The following is a 21,481-nucleotide window of genomic DNA, read 5'->3' as shown; positions in this document are numbered from 1 at the left end:
GCCCCAGTCTTCCCCCTTTACGGAACGGGCGATAAAATCCCGCCATCACGCAACAGATCGGCTGAAACGTCGACCAGAAAATCCATAACCGTGCGGGTCCGCAGCGGCAGGGTGCGCGGACCGGTATGCACGGCGTAAAACGGTAGCCCCGGAATGTTCCAGTCCGCGAACAGGCGCACCAGACGCCCACTGGCCACGGCATCCCGCACCTGAAAAGCCGGGAGCAGACCCACACCAATGCCAGCTTCCACCGCGTACATCACCGCTTCGCTGCTATTGGCGCGGAATACGGCGGTGGGGACAATCACGCTTTCCTCCCCATCACGCTCAAAATTCCAGTCCAGACGGCTGGAACCGTAATTATATACAACGCCCGGATATTCAGTAAGTGCGCGGGGGTGCTCGGGCATGTTGTAGCGTTGCAGGCAGGCGGGAGAAGCCACCAGCCATTTATGCACCAGCCCCAGTTTGCGCGCGATCAGCGTGCCCTCGGCAATTTCGCCCACGCGCACGGCCAGATCCAGCCCTTCTTCCACCAGATCTCCAAACGAATCGCGCATGACTACCTCCACCGACAGGTCGGGGTGGCGGTCCAGCAGCTCGCCCATTCTGCGGGTCAGGCACAGGCCGAAGGCTGTGGTCACCCCCAGCCGCACAAGACCGGAGACCGAAGCACGCCTGCGGCCCAGAACGGTTTCTGCCGTTTCCAGAATTTCCAGTACTTCATAGGCATGGGGGAGCAGGCTGCGACCGTCCTCGGTCATGGTCAGGCTGCGGGTGGTACGCGCAAACAGCGTGGTACCGTAATGCGCCTCCAGCAAGGCAATATGGCGCGAAATTGTAGGCTGGCTAACCCCCGTCTCGCGCGAGACGGCGGAAAATGAGCCTGTGGCGGCAACACGCACAAAACTGTGGAGTGCGGAGAGAAGATCCATGGAGGTCGGCACCGTTTCCTGTGTAGGCGGCTAGCCCTCTCCAGTGCTGCCGACGACAACAGGCAAGACAGTGCAGAGCGTGCCCAGAATCTGGCTGGCCCCCAACCACCCCGCCCTGTAACCAGCATGCTGTGTCAGGCTACGAGCTTATCACCCTTTCTATTGCAGCAAGGTTAGGTTGGATACAACATGGACAGAACAAGAAGCGGCCATGCCTATAGCGCATTTAAAGCTATGGGCATGACCGCAGCCCCGCAGCCCTAGCGGCGGCGGGTATGAGGCATGGCAAGGCGTTTTTCAGCCAGACGCGCCAGACGCACGAAGGGCAGACCCAGAAGCAGGTAGGCGGCACCCACCATCAGCCCTGTGCCAAAATAGTCAAAATAGGCAGAGGACAGGCGGATATAAGTCTGCGTCAGTTCTGTCAGGGTGATCACGCTGACCAGAGACGAATCCTTGAGCAGGGAGATAAAGTCGTTGGTCATGACCGGCATGACCAGCCGGAACGCCTGCGGCACCAGCACATAACGCAGCGCCTGCGGATGGGTCATGTTAAGGGCGAGGGCTGCTTCCATCTGCCCATGTGCGACCGATTGCAGACCGGCCCGGTAGTTTTCCGCCTCATATGCCGCGTAGTTCAGCCCAAGGCTGACCACACCCGCCACAAAGGGAGACATGCTGATGCCAAATTCGGGCAGACCGTAAAAAATGAACAGCACCTGAATAAGCAGCGGCGTGCCCCGCACAAGCTCCACGTAGGTTGCGGCAAGCCATGCCAGCGGGCGCGGGCCATACAGGCGCAGCAGCGCAAGCCCCAGCCCCAGTGCGACCGCAACAATCATGGCGCACAGCGAGACCATCAGGGTCAGCCCCGCAGCCCGGACCAGCTGGGGCACAAAACCGGCATAGCGCTCAAGCTTGACACGCAACCCGCCCTTGCCCTGCAACTCGGCCACATAGTTGTTCCACGCAGCGGGGGTTACATTGGGCTGGGTGTGGTCGTTGGTAAGCTGTGCCATTTCTGGCGTCCACAGGTCCCAGCGCACCAGAATATGGTGCAGGCTGCCATCCTGCTGCATGGCCAGCAGAGCCGCGTTCACCCGTTCACGCAGTTCCGTGTTCTTGCCCTTGGCAAAGGCAATGCCATACTGCACCCGGCCGATGGGCGCGCCCACAATATGCAGGGCGGGGTTGGTTTCACCGTAATATTTGGCAATGGGGCCGTCGATCAGAATGGCATCCGTGCGCCCATTGACCAGATCCATGAACGCATCTGTTTCTTCGTCATAGGTGCTCAGGGATATTTTGGTGTTGTTGGTCAGCATACGCTCGGCCTGCGTATCCTTGATTGTACCAACCTTGTGCCCTTCAAGGTCTGCCAGTGTGGTGAACTGTTTGCCCTTGCGGCGCACCACCAGCCGTTCGGAGGTCACGTAATAGGGGATGCTGAAGTCAATGCCTTCGGCATGCTCATCGGTTATCTCGATCCCGCAGATGACCATGTCGTACAGGCCACGCTGCAGGCCGGGAATAAGCCCGTCCCAATCGTTGTTGATGAAGTCCAGCGGCGCGCCCATGTGGCGGCTGAGTTCCTGCATCAGGTCATATTCAAAGCCCGTCAGCTTGTTCTGGTCTTTGAGGTCATGGAAGGTATAGGGCACATCGGCCGAGGAATCGGCCGCCCAGTGGAACGGCTTGCTCTGCGCGTGGGCGGCCGGGACCGCGCCGGGGGCTGCGGCCAGCACCAGCAGCGCTGCAAACAGGCCTGACAAGACGCCCATCAGGCGGCGAGGGCGGGGCTGTGCGGTGTTCATCACAGGACGGTCCTCATAAAGCGGCGGGTCTGTTCATGTTCGGGGTTCACGCACAGGACTTCCGGCGGCCCGGCCTCGATCACGTGCCCGCCATCCATGTACACCACCGTATCGGATGCAACCTCGGCAAAGCGCATGTCATGGGTCACAATGATCTGGGTCATGCCCTCGTCATCCAGTGTGCGCATGACGTTAAGCACCTCCTCGGCCACAATGGGGTCCAGGGCGGAAGTCGGTTCGTCGTACAGCATGATCTCGGGCCGCATGGCCAGAGCGCGGGCAATGGCCGCACGCTGCTGCTGACCACCAGAGAGCGAAACAGGGTAACGCTGCGCCACCTTGGCCAGCCCCACTTTTTCCAGCAGGGCCATGGCCTCTTCCCGGTCGGCTTCGGCATTGCCGCCTTTGACCACGCGGGGGGCCAGCATCACGTTATCCAGCACACTCAGATGCGGGAACAGGTTAAAACTCTGGAACACCATACCCACATGTGTCCGCAGGCGATGGGCCAGATGCTCCTCCGCACTACGCCACGGGCCACCATTGCGCGCAATGGTCACCCCCATGGCCGTTACCGTGCCACGGTCAGGTATTTCCAGAAAATTGAGACACCGCAGGAAGGTGGATTTGCCGCAACCAGAAGGACCGATGATAGACACCAGCTCCCCCTTGCGGACCTGCATGGACACGCCACACAGGATTTCCCCTTCTCCAAAGTCCTTGTGCAACTGTTCCGCACTCAGAACTACGGGGTCATTCATAGAAAAAGCCGACCCGGTCTGCACCGGGTCGGCAATAAGACGTTCACCTTGAACGGATAGGTTCTCAGGCAGCTTTTGTCATCCCACGCAAGACGTACTGAAGGATGCCACCATGCCTGTAATACTCTACCTCGTCCAGAGTATCGACCCGGCAAAGCAGCGGTACTTCCTGCTTGGAACCGTCATTTCTTGTAATTGTCATAATCACGTCCATACGGGGCGTGAGTTTGTCAATTCCGGAAATGCTGATCACTTCATCCCCCTTCAGGCCCAGGGTCTGACGGGTTGTGCCTTCCTTGAACAGCAGGGGCAGAACGCCCATGCCCACAAGGTTGGAACGGTGGATCCGTTCAAAGCTTTCCGCGATCACGGCCTTGACGCCCAGCAGCAGGGTGCCTTTGGCAGCCCAGTCGCGCGAGGAGCCCATGCCGTATTCCTTGCCACCAAATACAACCAGCGGCACACCCGCTTCCTTGTATTCCATGGCCACGTCGTAAATCGCGCCTTCCTTGCCATCGGGGTAGTGCTTGGAATAGCCCCCTTCCGTGCCCGGCACCATTTCGTTCTTGATCCGGATGTTGGCAAACGTACCACGCACCATGACCCGGTCATTCCCGCGACGGGAACCGTAGGAGTTGAAGTCCTTGGGTTCCACGCCGTGTTCCATCAGGTAACGGCCAGCGGGGCTGTCCTTTTTGATGGAGCCAGCGGGAGAGATATGGTCGGTGGTGATGTTGTCACCCAGCAGGGCCAGAATACGCGCACCGCTGATGTTGCCCGGAGCCGTGGGCTCAACCGCCATGTTCTTGAAGTATGGAGGGTCCTGCACATAGGTGGATTTGGGATCCCACTTGTAGGTTTCAGACCCCGTGGCAACCTTGAGGCCCTGCCATTCCTTGGTGCCCTTACCCACGTTGGCGTAGCGTTTGATAAACTCTTCGCGCGTGATGGACGAGGCGATCAGGTCGGCAATTTCCTTGTTGGAAGGCCAGATGTCCTTCAGGTACACCGGCTTGCCATCCTTGGAGGTGCCAAGCTGGGCCGTTGTAATATCCTGACGCATGGTGCCCAGCAGCGAGTAGGCAACCACCAGCGGCGGGCTGGCAAGGTAGTTGGCGCGCACGTTGGGGGAAATGCGTCCCTCAAAGTTACGGTTGCCAGACAGGACGGAAACAGCAACCAGGTTGTTGTTTTCAATCGCGTCCACAATGTTGCCGGGCAGCGGGCCGGAGTTGCCGATGCAGGTGGTGCAGCCATAACCGACCGTATTGAAGCCCATGGCGTCCAGGTCTTCGGTCAGGCTGGAGCGGTTGAGGTAGTCGGTCACAACCTGCGAACCGGGTGCGAGCGAGGTCTTGACCCACGGCTTGGGGGTCAGGCCCAGAGCGCGCGCCTTGCGGGCGACCAGACCTGCGGCAATCAGCACCGCCGGGTTGGAGGTGTTGGTGCAGGAGGTAATGGCCGCAATGACCACATCGCCGCTACCCAGCTCGTAATTGGTGCCAGCGACCGGAACCTTCTTGTTGGCTTCGGCTGCGGGAACACCAAGGGAGGAGGTCAGCTCTTTTTCAAACGCCGTGGTGGCGTTCTTCAGTTCCACGCGGTCCTGCGGGCGCTTGGGGCCAGCCAGAGACGGCACAACCGTGCTCAGGTCCAGTTCCAGCACATCCGTAAACACGGGTTCAGGCGTTTTTTCGGTGCGGAACATATCCTGCGCCTGCAGGTATTCCTTGACCAGTTTAATACGGTGTTCGTCGCGGCCGGTCTGGCGCAGGAAGTCCAGCGTCAGTTCGTCCACGGGGAAGAAGCCACAGGTGGCACCGTATTCGGGAGCCATGTTGGCAATGGTGGCGCGGTCAGCAACGGGCAGATGGTCCAGAGCCGGGCCAAAGAATTCCACAAACTTGCCAACAACACCCTTCTTGCGGAGCATCTGGGTGACGGTCAGCACCAGATCGGTCGCCGTGGCCCCTTCTGGCAGCTTGCCGATCAGCTTGAAGCCGATCACATCGGGGATAAGCATGGCAATGGGCTGGCCCAGCATGGCGGCTTCGGCCTCGATCCCGCCAACACCCCAGCCCAGAACGCCCAGACCATTGATCATGGTCGTGTGGCTGTCCGTGCCGTAAAGCGAATCGGGGTACACGTAGTCCTTGCCGCCCACGTTGGCGGTCCATGCCACCTGCGCGATGTATTCAAGGTTCACCTGATGGCAGATGCCCGTATCGGGCGGCACCACGGAGAAGTTCTCGAACGCTTCCTGACCCCAGCGCAGGAAGGCATAACGTTCCGCGTTGCGTTCAAATTCGAGGGTGATGTTTTCCTGCAGGGCTTCATCGGTCCCGGCAAAGTCCACCATCACGGAGTGGTCGATCACAAGGTCGACCGGCACCAGCGGGTTGACCTTCTGCGGATCACCCTTGAGGTTAACAATACCATCGCGCATGGCCGCAAGGTCCACAACGCCGGGAACACCCGTAAAGTCCTGCATGAGAATGCGGGAGGGCTTGAAGGGCACTTCCTTGGTGCTGCTGCCTTTGGGCAGCCAGCCAGCAATGGATTTGGCGTCTTCCACACTGTAGGAGCGCGCATCTTCAAACCGAAGGATGTTCTCCAGCAGAACCTTGAGCGAAACCGGCAGGCGGCTTACGTCGCCAATGGTTTTTGCCGCTTCGGGAATGGAAAAATAGTGGTAGGTCTTGCCGTCAACCTCAAGGGTGCGGCCTGTTTTGAGTGAGTCGTGGCCAACCGATTTCATCGTCGTTTTCTCCCCGATCACAGCCGATGGCTGGTGATGCGTTCAGGACACCGTTGTGTTCCGTATTGTTCCGCACGGCGTTGCGTGCGTGTCCGCTCTTCGGACAACCGGCTTGATATCCCGTTGGGGCTAGAACATACCGGCACTAATAAAAGGCACAAGCGGGGGAGTGACCACGACCGCGCGAGCAATCCCGCTTTTTGTGTGATTACGGTAACAAAAAGGAGAAGTCCCATCTCCGTGAGCCAGTCTGAACCCCGTGCCAAAGACCCATCTGGCACCCCCACCCCCGCCAGCACGATGCTGGAGGCGGACTCCCTTTGCGTGTTCCGCGGGGACCGTCTGGTGCTGGATGGCGTAAGCCTGACCCTGCGCGCGGGGGACGCCATGCTGCTGACCGGCCCCAACGGCGCAGGCAAATCCACCCTGCTGCGTGTACTGGCCGGGCTGCGCAAACCGGATTCGGGGCAGTTGACATGGAATGGCCAGTCTATTTTTAACGACCGTGCCGCCCATGCAGAGCGTGTGGCCTATATTGGCCACCAGGACGCACTCAAACCCGGCCTGAGCGTAAGCGAAAACCTGCACCTGTTCACCCGCCCCGGCGCGCACATGGCCCAGGCGCTGGAGGCCATGGACCTGCTGCCGCTGGCCGACCTGCCCGCCCGCCTGCTTTCTGCCGGGCAGAAGCGCCGCACCGCCCTTGCCCGCGTACTGCTGGCACACGCACCGCTATGGCTGCTGGACGAGCCGAGTCTGGGACTGGATTCGGCCGCCATAACCCTGCTGGGCCACGCCATGGCGGCCCATCGTGCACGCGGGGGAATTTTAATCGCCACAACCCATGTTCCCTTACCGCTGGACAACACCTGCGCACTGGACCTGCCCGGTGCCGCCGACCCCCGCCCCTTTGGCGCGTTTGAGGGAGACTACGCATGAACCGGCTGTTCTGGGGCATTGTCATGCGGGACCTGCGGCTGGCCCTGCGCCATGGGGCAGACACGCTGGGGGCGGTGCTGTTTTTTGTGGTGACAGCAACACTGTTCCCGCTGGCCCTTGGCCCCTCGCCCGAACTTTTGCGCCATATGGCACCGGGGATTATCTGGGTATGCGCCCTGCTGGCTGCTCTTTTACCGCTGGACCGCCTGTTTGGCGCGGAACTGGAGGATGGCTCTCTTGACCAGTTACTCCTGCTTGGCCTGCCACCCGCACTGGTTGCACTGGCCAAGATAACCGCTCACTGGCTCACAACCGGCGTACCGCTGCTGCTGGCCGCAGCCCCGCTTTCCGTCATGCTGGGCCTGCCCGCCTCCGCCCTGCCGGTGCTGCTGGGGGGGTTGTTTTTAGGGTCTGTCGTCCTCTCGCTTATCGGGGGGATGGGCGCATCCATTGTGCTGGGCGCGCGGCGGGGCGGCGTGCTGCTGCCCCTGCTGACCCTGCCTTTGGCTACACCTGCCCTTATTTTTGGCGCTGCCGCCATAGATGCCGCCTCCAACGGCCTGCCCTGGCAGCCAGACCTGGAACTGCTGGGCGCATTTGTTGCAGGCACGCTCCCACTCTGCCCCCTTGCCGCAGGAGCCGGACTGCGCGCAGCAGCAGAGTAAGCGACACCACAAAAAAAAGGGGAGGGCCATCTTATGGTCCCCACCCCTTTTTTATAACCCGTCCGGCACAGCGGACCGGCCCGTATGCTTATTTTGCCGGAGCAGCAGCCGGTGCCGGAGCGGCCTTGGCGTTTGTTGCCGGGTGAGACACGGCCTGAATATCCACCGACGCGTAACGCACGGCTTCCTGCGCATCACGCAGGGCTTCGCTGGCCTTGTAGGGGTCTTTGCCAATCAGCCGGGCTGCGCGCGCCACGTCCTGCGTCACCTGATCCAGCGGCACGGCGGCAATAACATAATCCGCATCCACATTGGTCACACGCAGCACTTCAGCCGCACGGGCGGGATTGCCAGATTTGAGGTGCCGGTTGGCCGCCGCAACAATGGCGGTTTTTTCCGGTGTTTCCTCTGTATTGGCGTTCAGCACCAGTTCGCCATCAATTGGCAGCCATGCCACCTGCTGCGTTGTGGGTGCCGCGGAACGGGGACGGGACTGGCCGGTTTTGCTCGGCATCAGTTCGGCTGCGGCCTTCTGGAAGGCGGTATTATCCGAACGGGCCGTAGCCAGCGCCTGCTGGGCATTGGCGATAAGCGCCTTGGCCCCGGTCAGGTCACCATCAAAAATGGCGTTCCGTGCGAGGGTCAGATATTCGAACGCCATGCTGCCATCATCGGAAAGACGGCTGAAATCCTGCGTGGCTGCGGACTGTGCAATCGTGCTGGACGCGGCGGCGCCAGACGGTGCCTGCTGCGCATACAAAGGTGTTGCGGCAGCCGTTGCCACCAGAACCGTACCCAGCAGCATACCCATTCGTGTCATAAGAACTCCCCTTATCCAGACCCCTGATCATGGGCCTGTATCTGGAGCAATGTTTAAGCGCATCGGAGCGTCTGCAAAGGGCTGCACGCACAATACAGGGCTGTCTTTACGACAGGGGCGCCCTGAAGGAAAAAACCGTTCGCAGACCGCCCCGTAAAGCGTGAGATCAGATGTAATACTCGCTCAGAGGCGCAAAACCGTTAAAGCGCGTCGAGCAGTAGGTGGAAACGTAAGCCCCCGTCCCCAGCAGGTCGATCTGTTCGCCCGAGCACAGGTCCAGCGGCAGGTCGTAATGGCTTTTTTCGTATAGAATATCCGCTCCATCGCAGGTTGGTCCCGCCAGCGCCACCGGCCCCGTGGGGGAACCATCACGCGCAGTCCGAATGGCGTAGCGAATGGATTCGCCCTCCGTTTCCGCCAGACCACCAAAACGCCCGATATCCAGATACACCCAGCGGGGTCCGTCCTGCCGACCGCGTGCGCTCACCAGCACCACCTCGGTATGCACAACACCTGCCTCGCCCACAATAAAGCGGCCCGGCTCAACCAGCATTTCGGGCAGTGCATTGCCAAAATGTTCGGTCATGGCGCGGCCGATCGCTCCGGCAAAATGGTCGATCTCGGGCACATCCTCACGGTAACGGATGGGAAAACCCCCGCCGAGATTGATCATGCGCAGGTCAAGCCCGGCGCTGCTCAGGTCCGTAAACAGGCTGGCCACACGGGCAATGGCGGCTTCGTATGCTTCAGCCGAAAGCTGCTGCGACCCGACATGAAAGGACAGGCCATACGGGTCCAGCCCCAGCGTACGGGCTTCGAGCATCAGGTCACGCGCAGATTCGACCGTGGTGCCAAACTTGCGTGAGAGCGGCCATTCCGCATCGTAATTGTCCACCAGCAGGCGGCAATACACACGGCTGCCCGGTGCATGCCGGGCAATTTTTGCCAGCTCTTCATGGCAGTCGAACACAAACATGCGTACGCCAGCCTTGTAAGCTGCCTGAATGGCCGACACTTTTTTAACCGTGTTGCCAAAGGAAATGGCCTCGGGGTCCGCCCCTGCCTCAAGGCAGAGGGAGACTTCCTCCCAGGACGCGGCATCAAAGCAGGAGCCAAGCCCGACCAGACGGGTCAGGATGGGCATGGCCGGATTGGCCTTGACGGCATAGTAAATGCGCGCAAGCGGCAGAGCCTTGCCCAGCGCGCGATACCGGGCTTCCACCTGGTCAACATCGACGACAAGGCAGGGTGTTGCCGGTTTTTGTTCGGCAAGAAAACGGGTGATTTTGGGATTCATGTCCCCACTCCCCCAGTATCAGGCTCCCCCGCCTGTACAGCGGAGAAGGAGTTGCGAAACGGTCTAACGGACCAGCGAAAGGCAGACCTGCAAAGAGGCCCCGATTAGCCAGAACGCTTGACGTCGTTGCGTAACCTCAGAGGGCCAGTGGCACGTGCGTTGCTGCGTAGGGGCGTGCATATGCGGCCAAACCGACACAAGCGCAAGTAAAAAATCCAGCCAGAACAAAAAAACTTGGCAGAGCCCCACAACCCCCGATAAGACTTGGGAACATAAGGGTTGCTTCACGCTTTTCCGCTGCTTTTCCACGCAAAATCTTTAGTGCGCCCCATTGTGAAGTACACCTTGCCAGACTCCGCAACCAGCCTCTGCTGGCCGAGTCCATGGTGCGCACGTGGCATGCCCGTTACCGCAATCGGGCCAGACCACAGATCAAGGATTTTTCTGGATTCATGCAGGCTCTCTGGCAGTCGGACCGTTCTCCGCTCCCCCAACGCACCGGGCATGATGCGCCCACTCAGGTCGCGCGGCTGCGCTTTGCAAGCCCCTGGGCCATGAGCCGCGGAGACTGGCGGACCATTCTCTCCAACACGGTCAAGAACCTTGTGTTCGGGCCGACCACTCTGGTGGCTGCGGGGTGCGCGTTCTATACCACCCTATCCCTGTTTCCCGCCATTAGCGCCATGATCTCCATTTACGGGCTGGCGTTTGACGTGCAGACCGTGGCTCCTCAGATGGATATCCTGCGCAACCTGCTCCCCCCCAGCGCCTTCAACCTGCTCTATGACCGGGTGCAGACACTGGTGGCCGAGCCGCCCTCCTCCCTGACCGTCAACCTGATCATCTCGCTCTCGGTTGCATTATGGTCGGCTTCCGCCGCCACACGCTCCATTCTGTCGGCCCTGAACATTGCTTACAACACGCGTGAGAACCGGAATTTTCTGGTCTTTCAGGCAACCGCCTTCGCCATGACCCTGTCTGGTATTCTGGGTGCGGTGCTCACGCTGGCCCTGCTGGTGGCCATGCCGCTGTTTTTAACGCTGCCCGCCATCCTGCATATTCCCACCCCACCCGGCTCCATTGAGTTTCTGGCGCGGTGGAGCGGGCCAGTGGTCATGTTCACGTTTGAAACACTGGCCCTGTCGGCCCTGTACCGCTTTGGTCCGGACCGCAAGCGGCATACGCAATGGCGCTGGGTGCTCCCCGGTGCTCTGGCCTCCACCATTACGTGGATCATAGCCTCGCTCGGATTCTCATACTACGTGGCGCATCTGGCCAGCTACAACGCGACCTACGGACCACTGGGCGCGTTTATTGCCATCATGATGTGGTTTTTTGTCACCGCATGGGTGGTGCTGATGGGGGCGGAACTGAATGCCCAGATGGAAGGGTACGCTCTGGGGCTTATCCACCCCCCCGAGACCGATTCCATGCTGGCCAGCAAGCCCGCCACACCAACAGATTGCCCGCACACGCCACGCGCGGACCTGTAAGCAGACAGCCCCCCGGCCCAAGCGGCCCGTGAAGTACTTTAAATTACTGACGGGTCGCCAAACGCCTTACGGGTGACCAAAGCGCTTGCGCTGGAGATGCAGCGGACGGCCATGCTTGCCAGACTGCGGCTTGGGTGGCGCGCTCAGGGAAGGAGACGTGCCCGCCTCGGGGGCGGCGGCCACTTCCTCCGGCGTCGCGGTCTGCACACTCACATGCGCCACGCCAGTGCTCAGCATACCAATCCGGGCCGCAGCCGCCTGTGAAAGGTCAATAATCCGCCCCTGACTGTAAGGCCCCCGGTCATTCACCGTCACCACAACGGAGCGGCCTGTCTCTTCCGATGTGACAAGCAGCTTGCTGCCAAGGGGGGCTGTAGGGTGAGCGGCGGTCAGGCGGTTTTTGTCAAACCTTGTGCCCGAGGATGTGCGCCGCAGGTGCTGGCGTGCGCCATACCAGCTTGCCATCCCTTTCTGGGAAGCTTTGTGACCAGAGTGAGTGTCAGAATCGGTCACATCCTGCGCATCGCGCGCAGCAAGGGCCTTTTGCACGGATTCGGCCCATGCAGTGCCACTCGGCGCCTCCGCCGTGGCCGCATGGGCCGAAGGAAGCGCGAACAGAGAAGTTGTGACAAATACACTTCCAAGAAGTGCCCGGCGCAGGGCTGACATCCGCCTGTTAACTCCGTTTCCGTAATAGACCATTCCTTAATGGGCGCTTTGACCGCCCAAAGGCAACCTTTTTCAACCACCACGAGGGGTAGCCCACCCTTATATGCCCCACCCGCGTGGCAGAAATATGACGCACCCGCCCCCTCACATGCAAGGCAAAACGCAGGGTCTGGGGGTGTCGGCCCACTTTTCGTACCGCTTTCTCTTGGATACGCGGGCGCATCGTGCTACGGCCCCGTCTGTCATGGAAAGACCTCTCATTGCTGTGCTGAACGGCCCCAACCTGAACATGCTTGGACAGCGCCAGCCCGAAGTATACGGGCGGGCAACGCTGGACGACGTGGAACAGCTCTGCCTGCAGACCGCCGAAAAGCTGGGACTGGCCATAGACTTCCGCCAGACCAACATTGAAGGCGAGCTGATCTCCTGGGTACAGGAGTGCCGCAGGCGGGCCAAAGGCATCATTATCAATCCTGCGGGGTATACCCATACTTCCATCGCCCTGCTGGATGCACTGCTGGCTACGGACCTGCCAGTCATTGAGGTCCATATCTCCAACATTCACCGCCGCGAGCCATTCCGCCACCACTCCTACGTTTCGCGCGCCGCCAGCGGCGTTATCTGCGGGCTGGGCGTTGGCGGGTATTCTCTGGCCTTGCAGGCAATGACTGATCTTATTCTGGATGAGGATGACCAATGAGCGGACTGCTCGTGGACGCGGATGCCATTCGGGCTCTGGCCGAAATTCTGACTGAAACCGGACTGACCGAAATTGAGGTGTCTGAAAAAGACCGCCGCATTCGCGTGGCCCGTGCCCCCGCAACAGTGCAGGCCGCGGCCCCCGCGCCGGTAGCCCCTGTAGCAGCCGCAGCGCCTGCAGCAGTGGAAAGTACAGCCCCGGCTGACTTCTCCCGCCATCCGGGTGCAATACCCAGCCCCATGGTGGGCGTAGCCTACCTGACGCCCGACCCGTCCTCCCCCCCGTTTGCGAGCGAAGGGCAGATCGTGACCGCCGGGCAGACCCTGATGCTGATTGAAGCAATGAAGACCTTCAACCAGATCAAGGCTCCCAGAGGCGGCACGCTCAAGGCCATTCTGGTCGCTTCGGGCGACCCGGTCGAGTTTGGCCAGCCACTCGCCATTATCGAGTAATGTTCTCCAAAATCCTTATCGCCAACCGTGGCGAGATCGCCCTGCGTATCCTGCGCGCCTGCCGGGAACTCGGGATCAAAACCGTGGCGGTCCACTCCACCGCCGATGCCGATGCCATGCATGTGCGCCTGGCGGATGAGGCGGTGTGCATTGGCCCCCCCTCCTCGCGCGATTCGTACCTGAATGTGGCGGCCATTCTGTCGGCTGCGACCATAACCGGGGCGGAAGCCATTCACCCCGGCTACGGCTTCCTGTCCGAAAACGCCGATTTTGCCGAAACGGTGGAAGCCCACGGTCTGGTCTTTATTGGTCCCACGGCCGAACATATCCGCATGATGGGCGACAAGATTACCGCCAAGACCACCATGCTCGCCCTTGGCGTGCCACTGGTCCCCGGCTCGGACGGGGAACTGGCCAACCTTGAAGAAGCGCACGAAGTGGCCAGCCGCGTTGGCTACCCCGTGCTGATCAAGGCCGCCGCCGGTGGTGGTGGACGCGGCATGAAGGTTGCCCACTCCGCCGAGGAACTCTCCGATGCATGGAGCATGGCCCGCACCGAAGCGCGCGCAGCCTTTGGCAATGATGCGGTGTACATGGAAAAATACATGGACCGCCCGCGCCATATCGAGCTCCAGATTCTGGGCGACAATTACGGCAACGTGGTCCATTTTGGCGAGCGTGACTGCTCGCTCCAGCGCCGCCACCAGAAGGTGCTGGAGGAAGCAGGCTCCCCCGCCATTTCCACCGAACAGCGCGATACCATTGGCCGCACGGCAACCGAAGCGCTCGCACGCATGGGTTACCGTAACGCAGGCACGCTGGAATTCCTGTATCAGGACGGGCAGTTCTGCTTTATTGAAATGAACACCCGCCTCCAGGTCGAACACCCCATTACCGAAATGGTGTGCGATGTGGACCTGGTGCGTGAGCAGATTCGCCTGGCGGCGGGTGAAAAGCTTGGTTACACACAGGTGGATGTCACATTCTCCGGCCATGCCATTGAATGCCGCATTAACGCCGAAGACCCAACCACCTTTGCCCCCTGCCCCGGCACTGTGGCTGTGTACCACCCCCCCGGTGGTCTGGGTGTACGGGTGGATAGCGCGCTCTATACCGGCTACCGTGTTCCCCCGTACTACGACAGCATGATCGCCAAGCTGATCGTCCATGCCCCCACGCGCGCACTAGCCATTGCCCGTATGCAGCGGGCACTGGACGAGTTTGTGGTGGAAGGGATTAAAACCGTTATTCCACTCCACCGCGCCATTCTGGAAGACCCCGGTTTCCAGAGCGGAGACTACACCATTCACTGGCTGGAACAGTTTATGGCGCGCACGCACTAAGCCGCCAGAACCTGAGCATACTCATGCAAAAAGGCCGGTCCATACTCTGGACCGGCCTTTTCTGTCTGACCGCCACCAACCCATAAGGGCGGGGGGAAAAGACTGTAGCGCCTTCAGGCCGGGCTGCTGGCCTGCCGGGGGAGGATAGGGGTGGCGTCCTCCTCCATCTCATACTGGGGAATGGCGTAATTGTTCTCGGCCTTGGGCACGAACTGGCCGTCACGCAGGGCCATCTCGATATCCTCCAGCGTGGCTCCGCTTGTCTCAGGCACGCAGAAATAGACAAAAATGACCGAAGCCAGATTAACCCCGGCGTAAATCCACATGGTCCCACCCAGAGAGACCATCTGAACCAATGAGAGCGCTGTTGCCGTCACCAGCAGATCAGCCCCCCACAGCACGGCGGCATGCAGGCTGGTCGCAACCGCGCGCATGGGCAGAGGGAACAGTTCCGCCCCCAGCAGCCAGCCCACGACCTGAATCCCGCCGGAGTTGAACACCATGAACAGCAGCAGGAACACAACAATCATCCAGCTCCCGACACTTCCTTTATCGGGGTGCAGAGCAAACATGACCCCAAGCCCGACAAGGCTGAGCACGGAACCCGGCCCCATGACCAGCACCAGACGGCGGCGGCCGATACGGTCGACAAACAGGCAGCCCAGCAGGGTCATGACCAGATAGACCATGGCAACGCCAAGGCTGGTCAGCAGCGCTGAGGAACTATTGAACCCGGCATCCGACAGGAAGGTAGGAGTATAGTAGATCATCATCTCCAGCCCACCGGCCTGCGTAAAGAACGCAATACCCAGTGCCGCCACCAGCGCAGGACGAACCCAGGGGAGCCGCAGCCCCTTCCAGCCCCGTTCATCCTCATCCATGCCCAGCACGTTCTTGCGGATTTCGGTTATCTCACGCTGGATGACCTTGCGTGATGTGCGCACGCGCCCAAGCTGCTCGACAGCGGAGACCATGCCCTCGTTCTCGGCCACCCAGCGGGGGCTTTTGGGCAGGAAGAACATGCTCACGAACACCACAGCCGCAGGAATGGCGGCAATGGCTACCATCGGCCGCCAGCCCCATGCGTCACGCATGGTAAAACCCACAAGATTGGCCATGAAAATGCCAATACCAATGGCCACGTTGAACAGCGTCACCAGATTGCCGCGCTTGGCCGCGGGGGCAAGCTCCGAAATATAGGTCGGCACCACCTGCGTGGACCCGCCCACCGCAAAGCCCAGAAACACGCGGTCGATCACCAGCATGCTCACGCTTGAGGCATAGGAGCAGGCAATGGCCCCCAGCACGAATACCGCCGTAACCAGCATGACCGATATCCTGCGCCCATACCGCTCGGAAAACCAGGAAACCCCGACCGCTCCAATAACCGCCCCAACCAGAATGGCCGAGGTTACCATTTCCTCCTGCACGGAGGTTAAGTGGAAGTCCTTGGTAATAAGGAGAAGTGCGCCAGAAATAATTCCCGTGTCGTACCCGTAAAGACCACCGCATATGGCAGACACAAATGCCGCTATCCACAAGACGCAATGAGCACGTGAGGATATTTCGAGATTCTTTACCGCATCAAGCGTTTTATTTCTTTCTATCTGCATGACACAATCATGACATACTGAAAAAAATTTGCATATCTTACTAATTTATATTTATTATTGTACGTGGGATCCTGCATGCAATCAACCCGGCACATGGCAAAACCGCGCTATACAGTCGCCTCGTCCCCCTTCCCTTTTATGCATTCCCCGTGTTTGTCCCCCGCATTGGGTCACATATTGGTGTAAATGCTTGACACAGGCACATCTCAGGCTATCTGCTTGCACATAACCAAGGGGGGTTCCGGGCCAAGGAACTGAGAGGCCACTTTTTGCTCTGCATCCATCGCAGGGCACCGTGGCGACCCTGCCGCCAGCAACATAAGGTTCTGGCGGGGAACCTGATCCGGCTCATACCGGCGGAGGGACTGGTGCCTGTTAAGGAACAAACGCCCCGCCAGCCTGTGCGTGGCGTTACCAGCAGTGGTCACGCTCCTTATCTGACAGGCCTGTCCTCCTCGCGCCTGAGGAGACTTGCGTAATGTCTGCCACCACCACCACACAGCCCACACAGGGCGGCAACCCCAAACCGGCCAACACGGCAGCCCCTGCCCCCGGCCAGGTCACCACCGGCCCCATCCGCGGGTCACGCAAGGTGTATTCCAGCCCCGATGGGCACCCCGACATCCGCGTGCCGTTCCGCGAGATCGCACTCGACCCGACTGCCAACGAACCACCGCTACGGGTATACGACACGTCCGGCCCTTACACGGACCACACCGCCACAATTGATGTACGTGCGGGCCTGCCCAAGCTGCGCAGCGCATGGCTTGCCAGACGCAGCCTGAGCGCCACAACCCCACGCAGCATCCGCCCCGAAGACAATGGCGGGGCCGAGGGTAGCTATCTGGTCCAGCCGTGCCCTGCTCCGCATACGGTGCTCAGGGGCACAGAGGGCAAACCCGTTACCCAGTATGAATTCGCCAGAGCCGGGATCATTACCGAGGAAATGATCTATGTGGCGCACCGCGAAAATCTGGGCCGCCAGAAAGCGCTGGACGAGGCTGCAGCACAGCTCCGGGATGGCAACTCTTTTAACGCCGCCCTGCCCGAATTTGTGACCCCCGACTTTGTACGGGAGGAAATTGCCCGTGGCCGCGCCATTATTCCGGCCAACATCAACCACCCCGAGCTTGAACCGGTTGTGATCGGGCGCAATTTTCTGGTCAAGGTTAACGCCAATATCGGCAATTCGGCCATTACCTCCTCCGCGGCCGATGAAGTGGAAAAACTGGTCTGGTCCATCCGCTGGGGGGCCGATACGGTCATGGACCTGTCCACGGGTCGCAACATCCACAACATCCGCGACTGGATCCTGCGTAACGCCCCTACCCCCATCGGCACGGTTCCACTTTATCAGACACTGGAAAAAGTGGGGGGGGATGTCAGCAAACTGAACTGGGAGGTCTTCCGCGATACGCTGATCGAGCAGGCTGAACAGGGTGTGGACTACTTTACCATTCATGCTGGTGTCCGCCTGCAACATGTGCCTCTGACCGCCAACCGCGTCACGGGCATTGTCTCGCGCGGCGGCTCCATCATGGCAAGCTGGTGCCTGAACGGCCACCGCGAAAGCTTTCTGTACGAACATTTTGAAGACATCTGCGACATCATGCGTGCGTATGACGTCTCCTTCTCGCTCGGTGATGGACTGCGCCCGGGCAGCATAGCTGACGCCAACGACGCCGCGCAGTTTGCCGAGCTGGAAACGCTGGGCGAGCTGACCAAGATTGCATGGGCCAAAGGCTGCCAGGTCATGATCGAAGGGCCGGGCCATGTGCCCATGCACAAGATCAAGGAGAACATGGACAAGCAGCTGCGCGAATGCGATGAGGCCCCGTTCTACACGCTTGGGCCGTTAACAACCGATATTGCCCCCGGCTACGACCATATTACATCGGCCATTGGGGCCGCGATGATCGGCTGGTTCGGCACGTCCATGCTCTGCTACGTGACCCCCAAGGAACATCTTGGCCTGCCAGATCGCAACGATGTCAAAACCGGGGTGATCACCTACCGCATTGCCGCCCATGCGGCCGATCTGGCCAAGGGACACCCCGGGGCCAGGCTGCGTGATGACGCTCTCAGCCGCGCGCGCTTTTCCTTCCGTTGGGAAGACCAGTTCAACCTCTCGCTCGACCCCGATACAGCCTGCGCGTACCATGACGAGACCATGCCGCGCGATGCGCACAAGACGGCGCATTTCTGCTCCATGTGCGGCCCCAAGTTCTGCTCCATGCGTATCAGCCAGGACCTGAAGGAAGATGCCGCGCGCCTTGCGGGCATCGAACAGAAAAATGAGGAGTTCCGGCAGGCGGGCGGCAAGGTGTATGTTGCCGCTGAATAATAAAGAACGGCGTATAACTGCCTGAATATCTATAAATATGGAGAATGGGTTTGCCTGTTCTCCATATTTTTTTACATAATCCGTTAAAAATAATGCCGCAAAAACACTTTTGGCACGCCTTCTGAATTCAGGCACGAAAACACAATAACAACCACCCAGACCAGACAGGCTGAAAAGCAAAACACTTTGCACCACAAGGAAACTTTATCATCCCGCCCCTTCATGATCGGCCAGTACAGGGCCTTGTGGCCATACCATTCCAGCAACCCCGACAAAACCAGCGCTAAGAGCTTGGGCGTAATATAGGCGCGCGCGCCTATATGCACCGGGTCGTAAAAAAACAGCGCAAAGCCCGTGATCATGGCTATGGCATAGCTAATATGCAACGGACGCAGCATAAAGCGGGAAAGCCTGACCAACGCATCCCGGTCCATCTGCTGGACAACAGCGAGCGCAAACAGCAGTTCCATCCCAAAAAAACCGGCCATGCTCAGAATATGCAGCATTCTGACCAGATAATGCACCGGCTGGAACCAGAAGTGGAACGTCCGGCTATCGAGCGCCATAAGCAGGTCGGTGGGCAGACGCATAAAAGCCAGAGGATGATTTGACATGAGCTTACAATTCACCGATCGGTATAAACATTGACTTTAATAATGATTCTCACTAACCCAAACAGTCAAGACAAGCGGAGAATCAGAGAATGAAACGGCTTTTTGCGGCCCTCCCCCTTTTAACCGGGATGTGTCTTTTTCCTCCCGTACAGGCTCAGGCGCAAACCGTTTTCCACCTTACACTCAAAGATCATCATTTTGAACCTGATCATCTGAGCGTGCCTGCTGGTGAACGGTTTATCATTGAACTGGAAAACCAGGACAGCACAACAGACGAGCTTGAAAGCTATGACATGAAATTTGAAAAAATTATTGTTCCTGGCTCAAAAATTCGGGTGCATGCAGGCCCCCTGCACCCCGGACACTACACTTTTTTTGATGACTATCACCCCGATCAGGCCAAGGGAACAGTCACCGCAGAAGCAAAGCCGTAAACCATGCTTGGCAGTCTGATCATTGTTTTTCGTGAAGTTATAGAAGCTGGTCTGGTTGTCGGCATTGTTCTTGCGGCAACGCGTGGCATTGCCGGGCGCGGCTGGTGGGTGGCAGGCGGCGTAGCCGCAGGTGTGGCCGGTGCCGCCATTACAGCGGCTTTTGCGGGAGCACTCTCCACCGCATTTTCGGGCAATGGGCAGGATATTTTTTCCGCCTCCATTCTGTGTCTGGCTGTCATCATGCTCTCCTGGCACGTCATCTGGATGGCCCGGCATGGGCGTGAACTCGCACTGGAAATGCAGAAAATGGGCGCTGCGGTCTCCTCCGGCAGCCGCTCCCTTGGAGCCATGGCAACCGTGGTGGCCGTGGCCGTGCTGCGCGAAGGGATGGAGGTCGTGCTGTTCCTGTACGGTATTGCCGTATCCGCCCATGTTGGTGCGTTCTCCCTGCTCAGCGGTGGCCTGCTGGGTGTTCTGGGTGGCGCCGCCCTGTCTTACGCCCTGTATCGCGGGCTGATCATTATTCCTTTGCGGCATCTTTTTGCCGTCACCAATATTCTGGTCTCCCTTCTGGCAGCAGGCATGGCCTCTCAGGCTGCGGCCCTGCTGGCATCGGATGACCTGATTCCAGCACTGGGTTACGACATCTGGGATACATCCTGGCTGTTGTCCGATGGCAGCCTTGCTGGCCGCACGGCCAAAGCCCTTGCCGGTTACACAGACAGGCCAACAGGGGTCCAGATTCTGGTCTGGGGCCTGACCCTTGTATGCCTGCTGGCAACAGAACGCTTTGTGCGCACCCGCCCACACCCCTCCCCCTCACCATAAAACTCCACTTCTTCAACCCTGTGCCTGAGGCACCTCTGATCATAGAGACCTGAAATGAAGCGTTGTATCAAAGTCTTTTCTGTTCTGACCGCCCTTTCCGCCACCTATGCCGCTCCGGCCATGGCGCGTGAATACCCCATTGGTGGCCCTGTGCAGGCCCATGATATGGAAATTGCCGCCAACTACCTGATCGGGGTGGAAATGGCCCCCATGCCCAAGGACATGGCCATGGGTGCGGACACCATCCACCTGGAAACCGATGTGCATGCAACTGCTGATAACCCTTGGGGTTTTCCCGATGGCGCATGGATCCCCTACATTGGCGTGGATTACACCCTGACCAAAAAAGGCTCCAGCTGGAAAAATGAGGGTATTCTGCACGCCATGACGGCAAAAGATGGTGCGCACTACGCCAACAATATCAAAATGAATGGCCCGGGCACCTATACTGTTGTGTTCCGCTACAGCTCACCCGAAACCAACGGCTTCCTGCACCACACGGACAAGGAAACCGGTACACCGGGTTTTTGGGCGCCGTTTACCGAAACCTTTACGTTTAACTACCCTCAGAAATAATTTTTTCTGATTTTTTGTGGAAAGGGCAGGGATTATATAAAATCCCTGCCCTTTTTTTATATTCCTGGGTTGCAATTAAAACATATTTGACTTAGCCCTCATTCCCATATTAATGATTTTGAGAATTATTCGCATATAGGATGCAACCCAATGTCAACCTTCTGTCTGGCACCATGCCGCACGCCTTGCAGTGGCGGTTATAAAAACAGAGCATTATCAAAAACTGTTTTTGTATCTCTTGCTTTATCCCTACTTTCAAGCACAGCCTCATTTGCGCAGAATGCGGAGACGCAGCTGGAGCAGGACCGCAGGCGCATGGGCAATTCCGGCCCTCTGGTGTCCGAGGTTGACCCTGCCACGGTGCGCGACAGCATGCGCGCAGCAGAAGCCGCTGCCGCCGCCAGATCCCCCGATGCAGACCACCCG

Annotated in this window: 20 protein-coding genes; 10 read left to right on the top strand and 10 right to left on the bottom strand. The window is 59.4% G+C overall.

What is annotated here, in order from left to right; all coding sequences use genetic code 11:
- Positions 1-17: 17 nt before the first annotated feature.
- The 4 genes from PY793_RS06935 to acnA form a co-directional block, all read right to left on the bottom strand.
- Positions 18-935, bottom strand: a complete 918-nt coding sequence (locus tag PY793_RS06935) for a LysR family transcriptional regulator (protein WP_275177377.1) — start codon at positions 933-935, stop codon at positions 18-20.
- Positions 936-1,195: 260 nt separating this feature from the next.
- Positions 1,196-2,749: an ABC transporter substrate-binding protein/permease gene (locus PY793_RS06930; protein WP_275177376.1), complete on the bottom strand. Its 1,554-nt coding sequence runs from the start codon at positions 2,747-2,749 to the stop codon at positions 1,196-1,198.
- Positions 2,749-3,510, bottom strand: a complete 762-nt coding sequence (locus tag PY793_RS06925) for an amino acid ABC transporter ATP-binding protein (protein ID WP_275177375.1) — start codon at positions 3,508-3,510, stop codon at positions 2,749-2,751. The genes PY793_RS06930 and PY793_RS06925 overlap by 1 nt, the downstream gene beginning before the upstream one ends.
- Positions 3,511-3,574: 64 nt before the next feature.
- Positions 3,575-6,268 carry an aconitate hydratase AcnA gene (gene acnA, locus PY793_RS06920; RefSeq protein WP_275177374.1) on the bottom strand — a complete coding sequence of 898 codons (2,694 nt, stop codon included), beginning with the start codon at positions 6,266-6,268 and terminating at the stop codon, positions 3,575-3,577.
- Positions 6,269-6,568: 300 nt separating this feature from the next.
- Here acnA and ccmA point away from each other — a divergent pair, with 300 nt between their 5' ends.
- Both ccmA and ccmB read left to right on the top strand, forming a co-directional pair.
- Entirely contained in the window at positions 6,569-7,207 is a 639-nt protein-coding gene (gene ccmA / locus PY793_RS06915) for a heme ABC exporter ATP-binding protein CcmA (protein WP_275177559.1), read from the top strand.
- The gene (gene ccmB / locus PY793_RS06910) at positions 7,204-7,872 is read left to right on the top strand and encodes a heme exporter protein CcmB (RefSeq protein WP_275177373.1); all 669 of its coding nucleotides are present in this window, start codon (positions 7,204-7,206) and stop codon (positions 7,870-7,872) included. Before ccmA ends, ccmB begins: the two co-directional genes overlap by 4 nt.
- 88 nt (positions 7,873-7,960) lie before the next feature.
- Here the strand turns inward: ccmB and PY793_RS06905 are convergent, their stop codons facing one another.
- Together PY793_RS06905 and PY793_RS06900 are read right to left on the bottom strand one after the other, a co-directional pair.
- Positions 7,961-8,692, bottom strand: coding sequence for a YfdX family protein (locus tag PY793_RS06905; protein WP_275177372.1), 732 nt, complete (start codon positions 8,690-8,692; stop codon positions 7,961-7,963).
- A 166-nt stretch (positions 8,693-8,858) separates the two neighbouring features.
- Positions 8,859-9,989 (bottom strand): type III PLP-dependent enzyme, encoded by a 1,131-nt coding sequence (locus PY793_RS06900; protein ID WP_275177371.1) that lies wholly within the window; start codon positions 9,987-9,989, stop codon positions 8,859-8,861.
- Positions 9,990-10,372: 383 nt separating this feature from the next.
- On the opposite strand from PY793_RS06900, the gene PY793_RS06895 reads away from it, so the two are divergent.
- On the top strand, positions 10,373-11,482 hold the full coding sequence (locus PY793_RS06895; protein ID WP_275177370.1) for a YihY/virulence factor BrkB family protein: 1,110 nt from the start codon (positions 10,373-10,375) through the stop codon (positions 11,480-11,482).
- Between the two features lie 66 nt (positions 11,483-11,548).
- Here PY793_RS06895 and PY793_RS06890 read toward each other — a convergent pair whose 3' ends face one another.
- Positions 11,549-12,151 carry a septal ring lytic transglycosylase RlpA family protein gene (locus tag PY793_RS06890; protein ID WP_275177369.1) on the bottom strand — a complete coding sequence of 201 codons (603 nt, stop codon included), beginning with the start codon at positions 12,149-12,151 and terminating at the stop codon, positions 11,549-11,551.
- Positions 12,152-12,395: 244 nt separating this feature from the next.
- Between PY793_RS06890 and aroQ the strand changes: the two genes are divergently transcribed.
- Genes aroQ through accC form a run of 3 tightly spaced genes read left to right on the top strand, consistent with a single transcriptional unit; the run spans position 12,396 to position 14,646 of the window.
- On the top strand, positions 12,396-12,851 hold the full coding sequence (aroQ, locus tag PY793_RS06885; RefSeq protein WP_086646162.1) for a type II 3-dehydroquinate dehydratase: 456 nt from the start codon (positions 12,396-12,398) through the stop codon (positions 12,849-12,851).
- Positions 12,848-13,303: an acetyl-CoA carboxylase biotin carboxyl carrier protein gene (locus PY793_RS06880; protein WP_275177368.1), complete on the top strand. Its 456-nt coding sequence runs from the start codon at positions 12,848-12,850 to the stop codon at positions 13,301-13,303. Before aroQ ends, PY793_RS06880 begins: the two co-directional genes overlap by 4 nt.
- The gene (gene accC / locus PY793_RS06875) at positions 13,303-14,646 is read left to right on the top strand and encodes an acetyl-CoA carboxylase biotin carboxylase subunit (protein ID WP_275177367.1); all 1,344 of its coding nucleotides are present in this window, start codon (positions 13,303-13,305) and stop codon (positions 14,644-14,646) included. The genes PY793_RS06880 and accC overlap by 1 nt, the downstream gene beginning before the upstream one ends.
- A 113-nt stretch (positions 14,647-14,759) precedes the next feature.
- Here the strand turns inward: accC and PY793_RS06870 are convergent, their stop codons facing one another.
- Positions 14,760-16,259 (bottom strand): sugar porter family MFS transporter, encoded by a 1,500-nt coding sequence (locus PY793_RS06870; RefSeq protein ID WP_275177366.1) that lies wholly within the window; start codon positions 16,257-16,259, stop codon positions 14,760-14,762.
- Positions 16,260-16,465: 206 nt separating this feature from the next.
- Positions 16,466-16,687 (bottom strand): hypothetical protein, encoded by a 222-nt coding sequence (locus PY793_RS06865; RefSeq protein ID WP_275177365.1) that lies wholly within the window; start codon positions 16,685-16,687, stop codon positions 16,466-16,468.
- A 50-nt stretch (positions 16,688-16,737) separates the two neighbouring features.
- On the opposite strand from PY793_RS06865, the gene thiC reads away from it, so the two are divergent.
- Positions 16,738-18,603 carry a phosphomethylpyrimidine synthase ThiC gene (thiC, locus tag PY793_RS06860; RefSeq protein WP_275177364.1) on the top strand — a complete coding sequence of 622 codons (1,866 nt, stop codon included), beginning with the start codon at positions 16,738-16,740 and terminating at the stop codon, positions 18,601-18,603.
- Positions 18,604-18,686: 83 nt separating this feature from the next.
- Here the strand turns inward: thiC and PY793_RS06855 are convergent, their stop codons facing one another.
- Complete coding sequence (locus PY793_RS06855; protein ID WP_275177363.1) at positions 18,687-19,217, bottom strand: hypothetical protein; 531 nt, start codon at positions 19,215-19,217, stop codon at positions 18,687-18,689.
- An 89-nt stretch (positions 19,218-19,306) separates the two neighbouring features.
- Between PY793_RS06855 and PY793_RS06850 the strand changes: the two genes are divergently transcribed.
- The 3 genes from PY793_RS06850 to PY793_RS06840 are packed head-to-tail and all read left to right on the top strand — an operon-like array spanning position 19,307 to position 21,055.
- Entirely contained in the window at positions 19,307-19,651 is a 345-nt protein-coding gene (locus PY793_RS06850) for a cupredoxin domain-containing protein (protein ID WP_275177362.1), read from the top strand.
- A 3-nt stretch (positions 19,652-19,654) separates the two neighbouring features.
- A complete protein-coding gene (locus tag PY793_RS06845) occupies positions 19,655-20,479 on the top strand; it encodes an FTR1 family iron permease (protein WP_275177361.1) in 825 nt (274 codons plus the stop codon).
- Between the two features lie 54 nt (positions 20,480-20,533).
- Positions 20,534-21,055, top strand: a complete 522-nt coding sequence (locus PY793_RS06840; RefSeq protein WP_275177360.1) for an iron transporter — start codon at positions 20,534-20,536, stop codon at positions 21,053-21,055.
- Positions 21,056-21,481: the final 426 nt, after the last annotated feature.

The organism is Acetobacter fabarum (genome assembly GCF_029069195.1).
Lineage (GTDB): Bacteria > Pseudomonadota > Alphaproteobacteria > Acetobacterales > Acetobacteraceae > Acetobacter > Acetobacter fabarum_A.
Note: the sequence above shows the minus strand (reverse complement) of the source record. Positions and strands in the feature narration are given on the sequence as shown.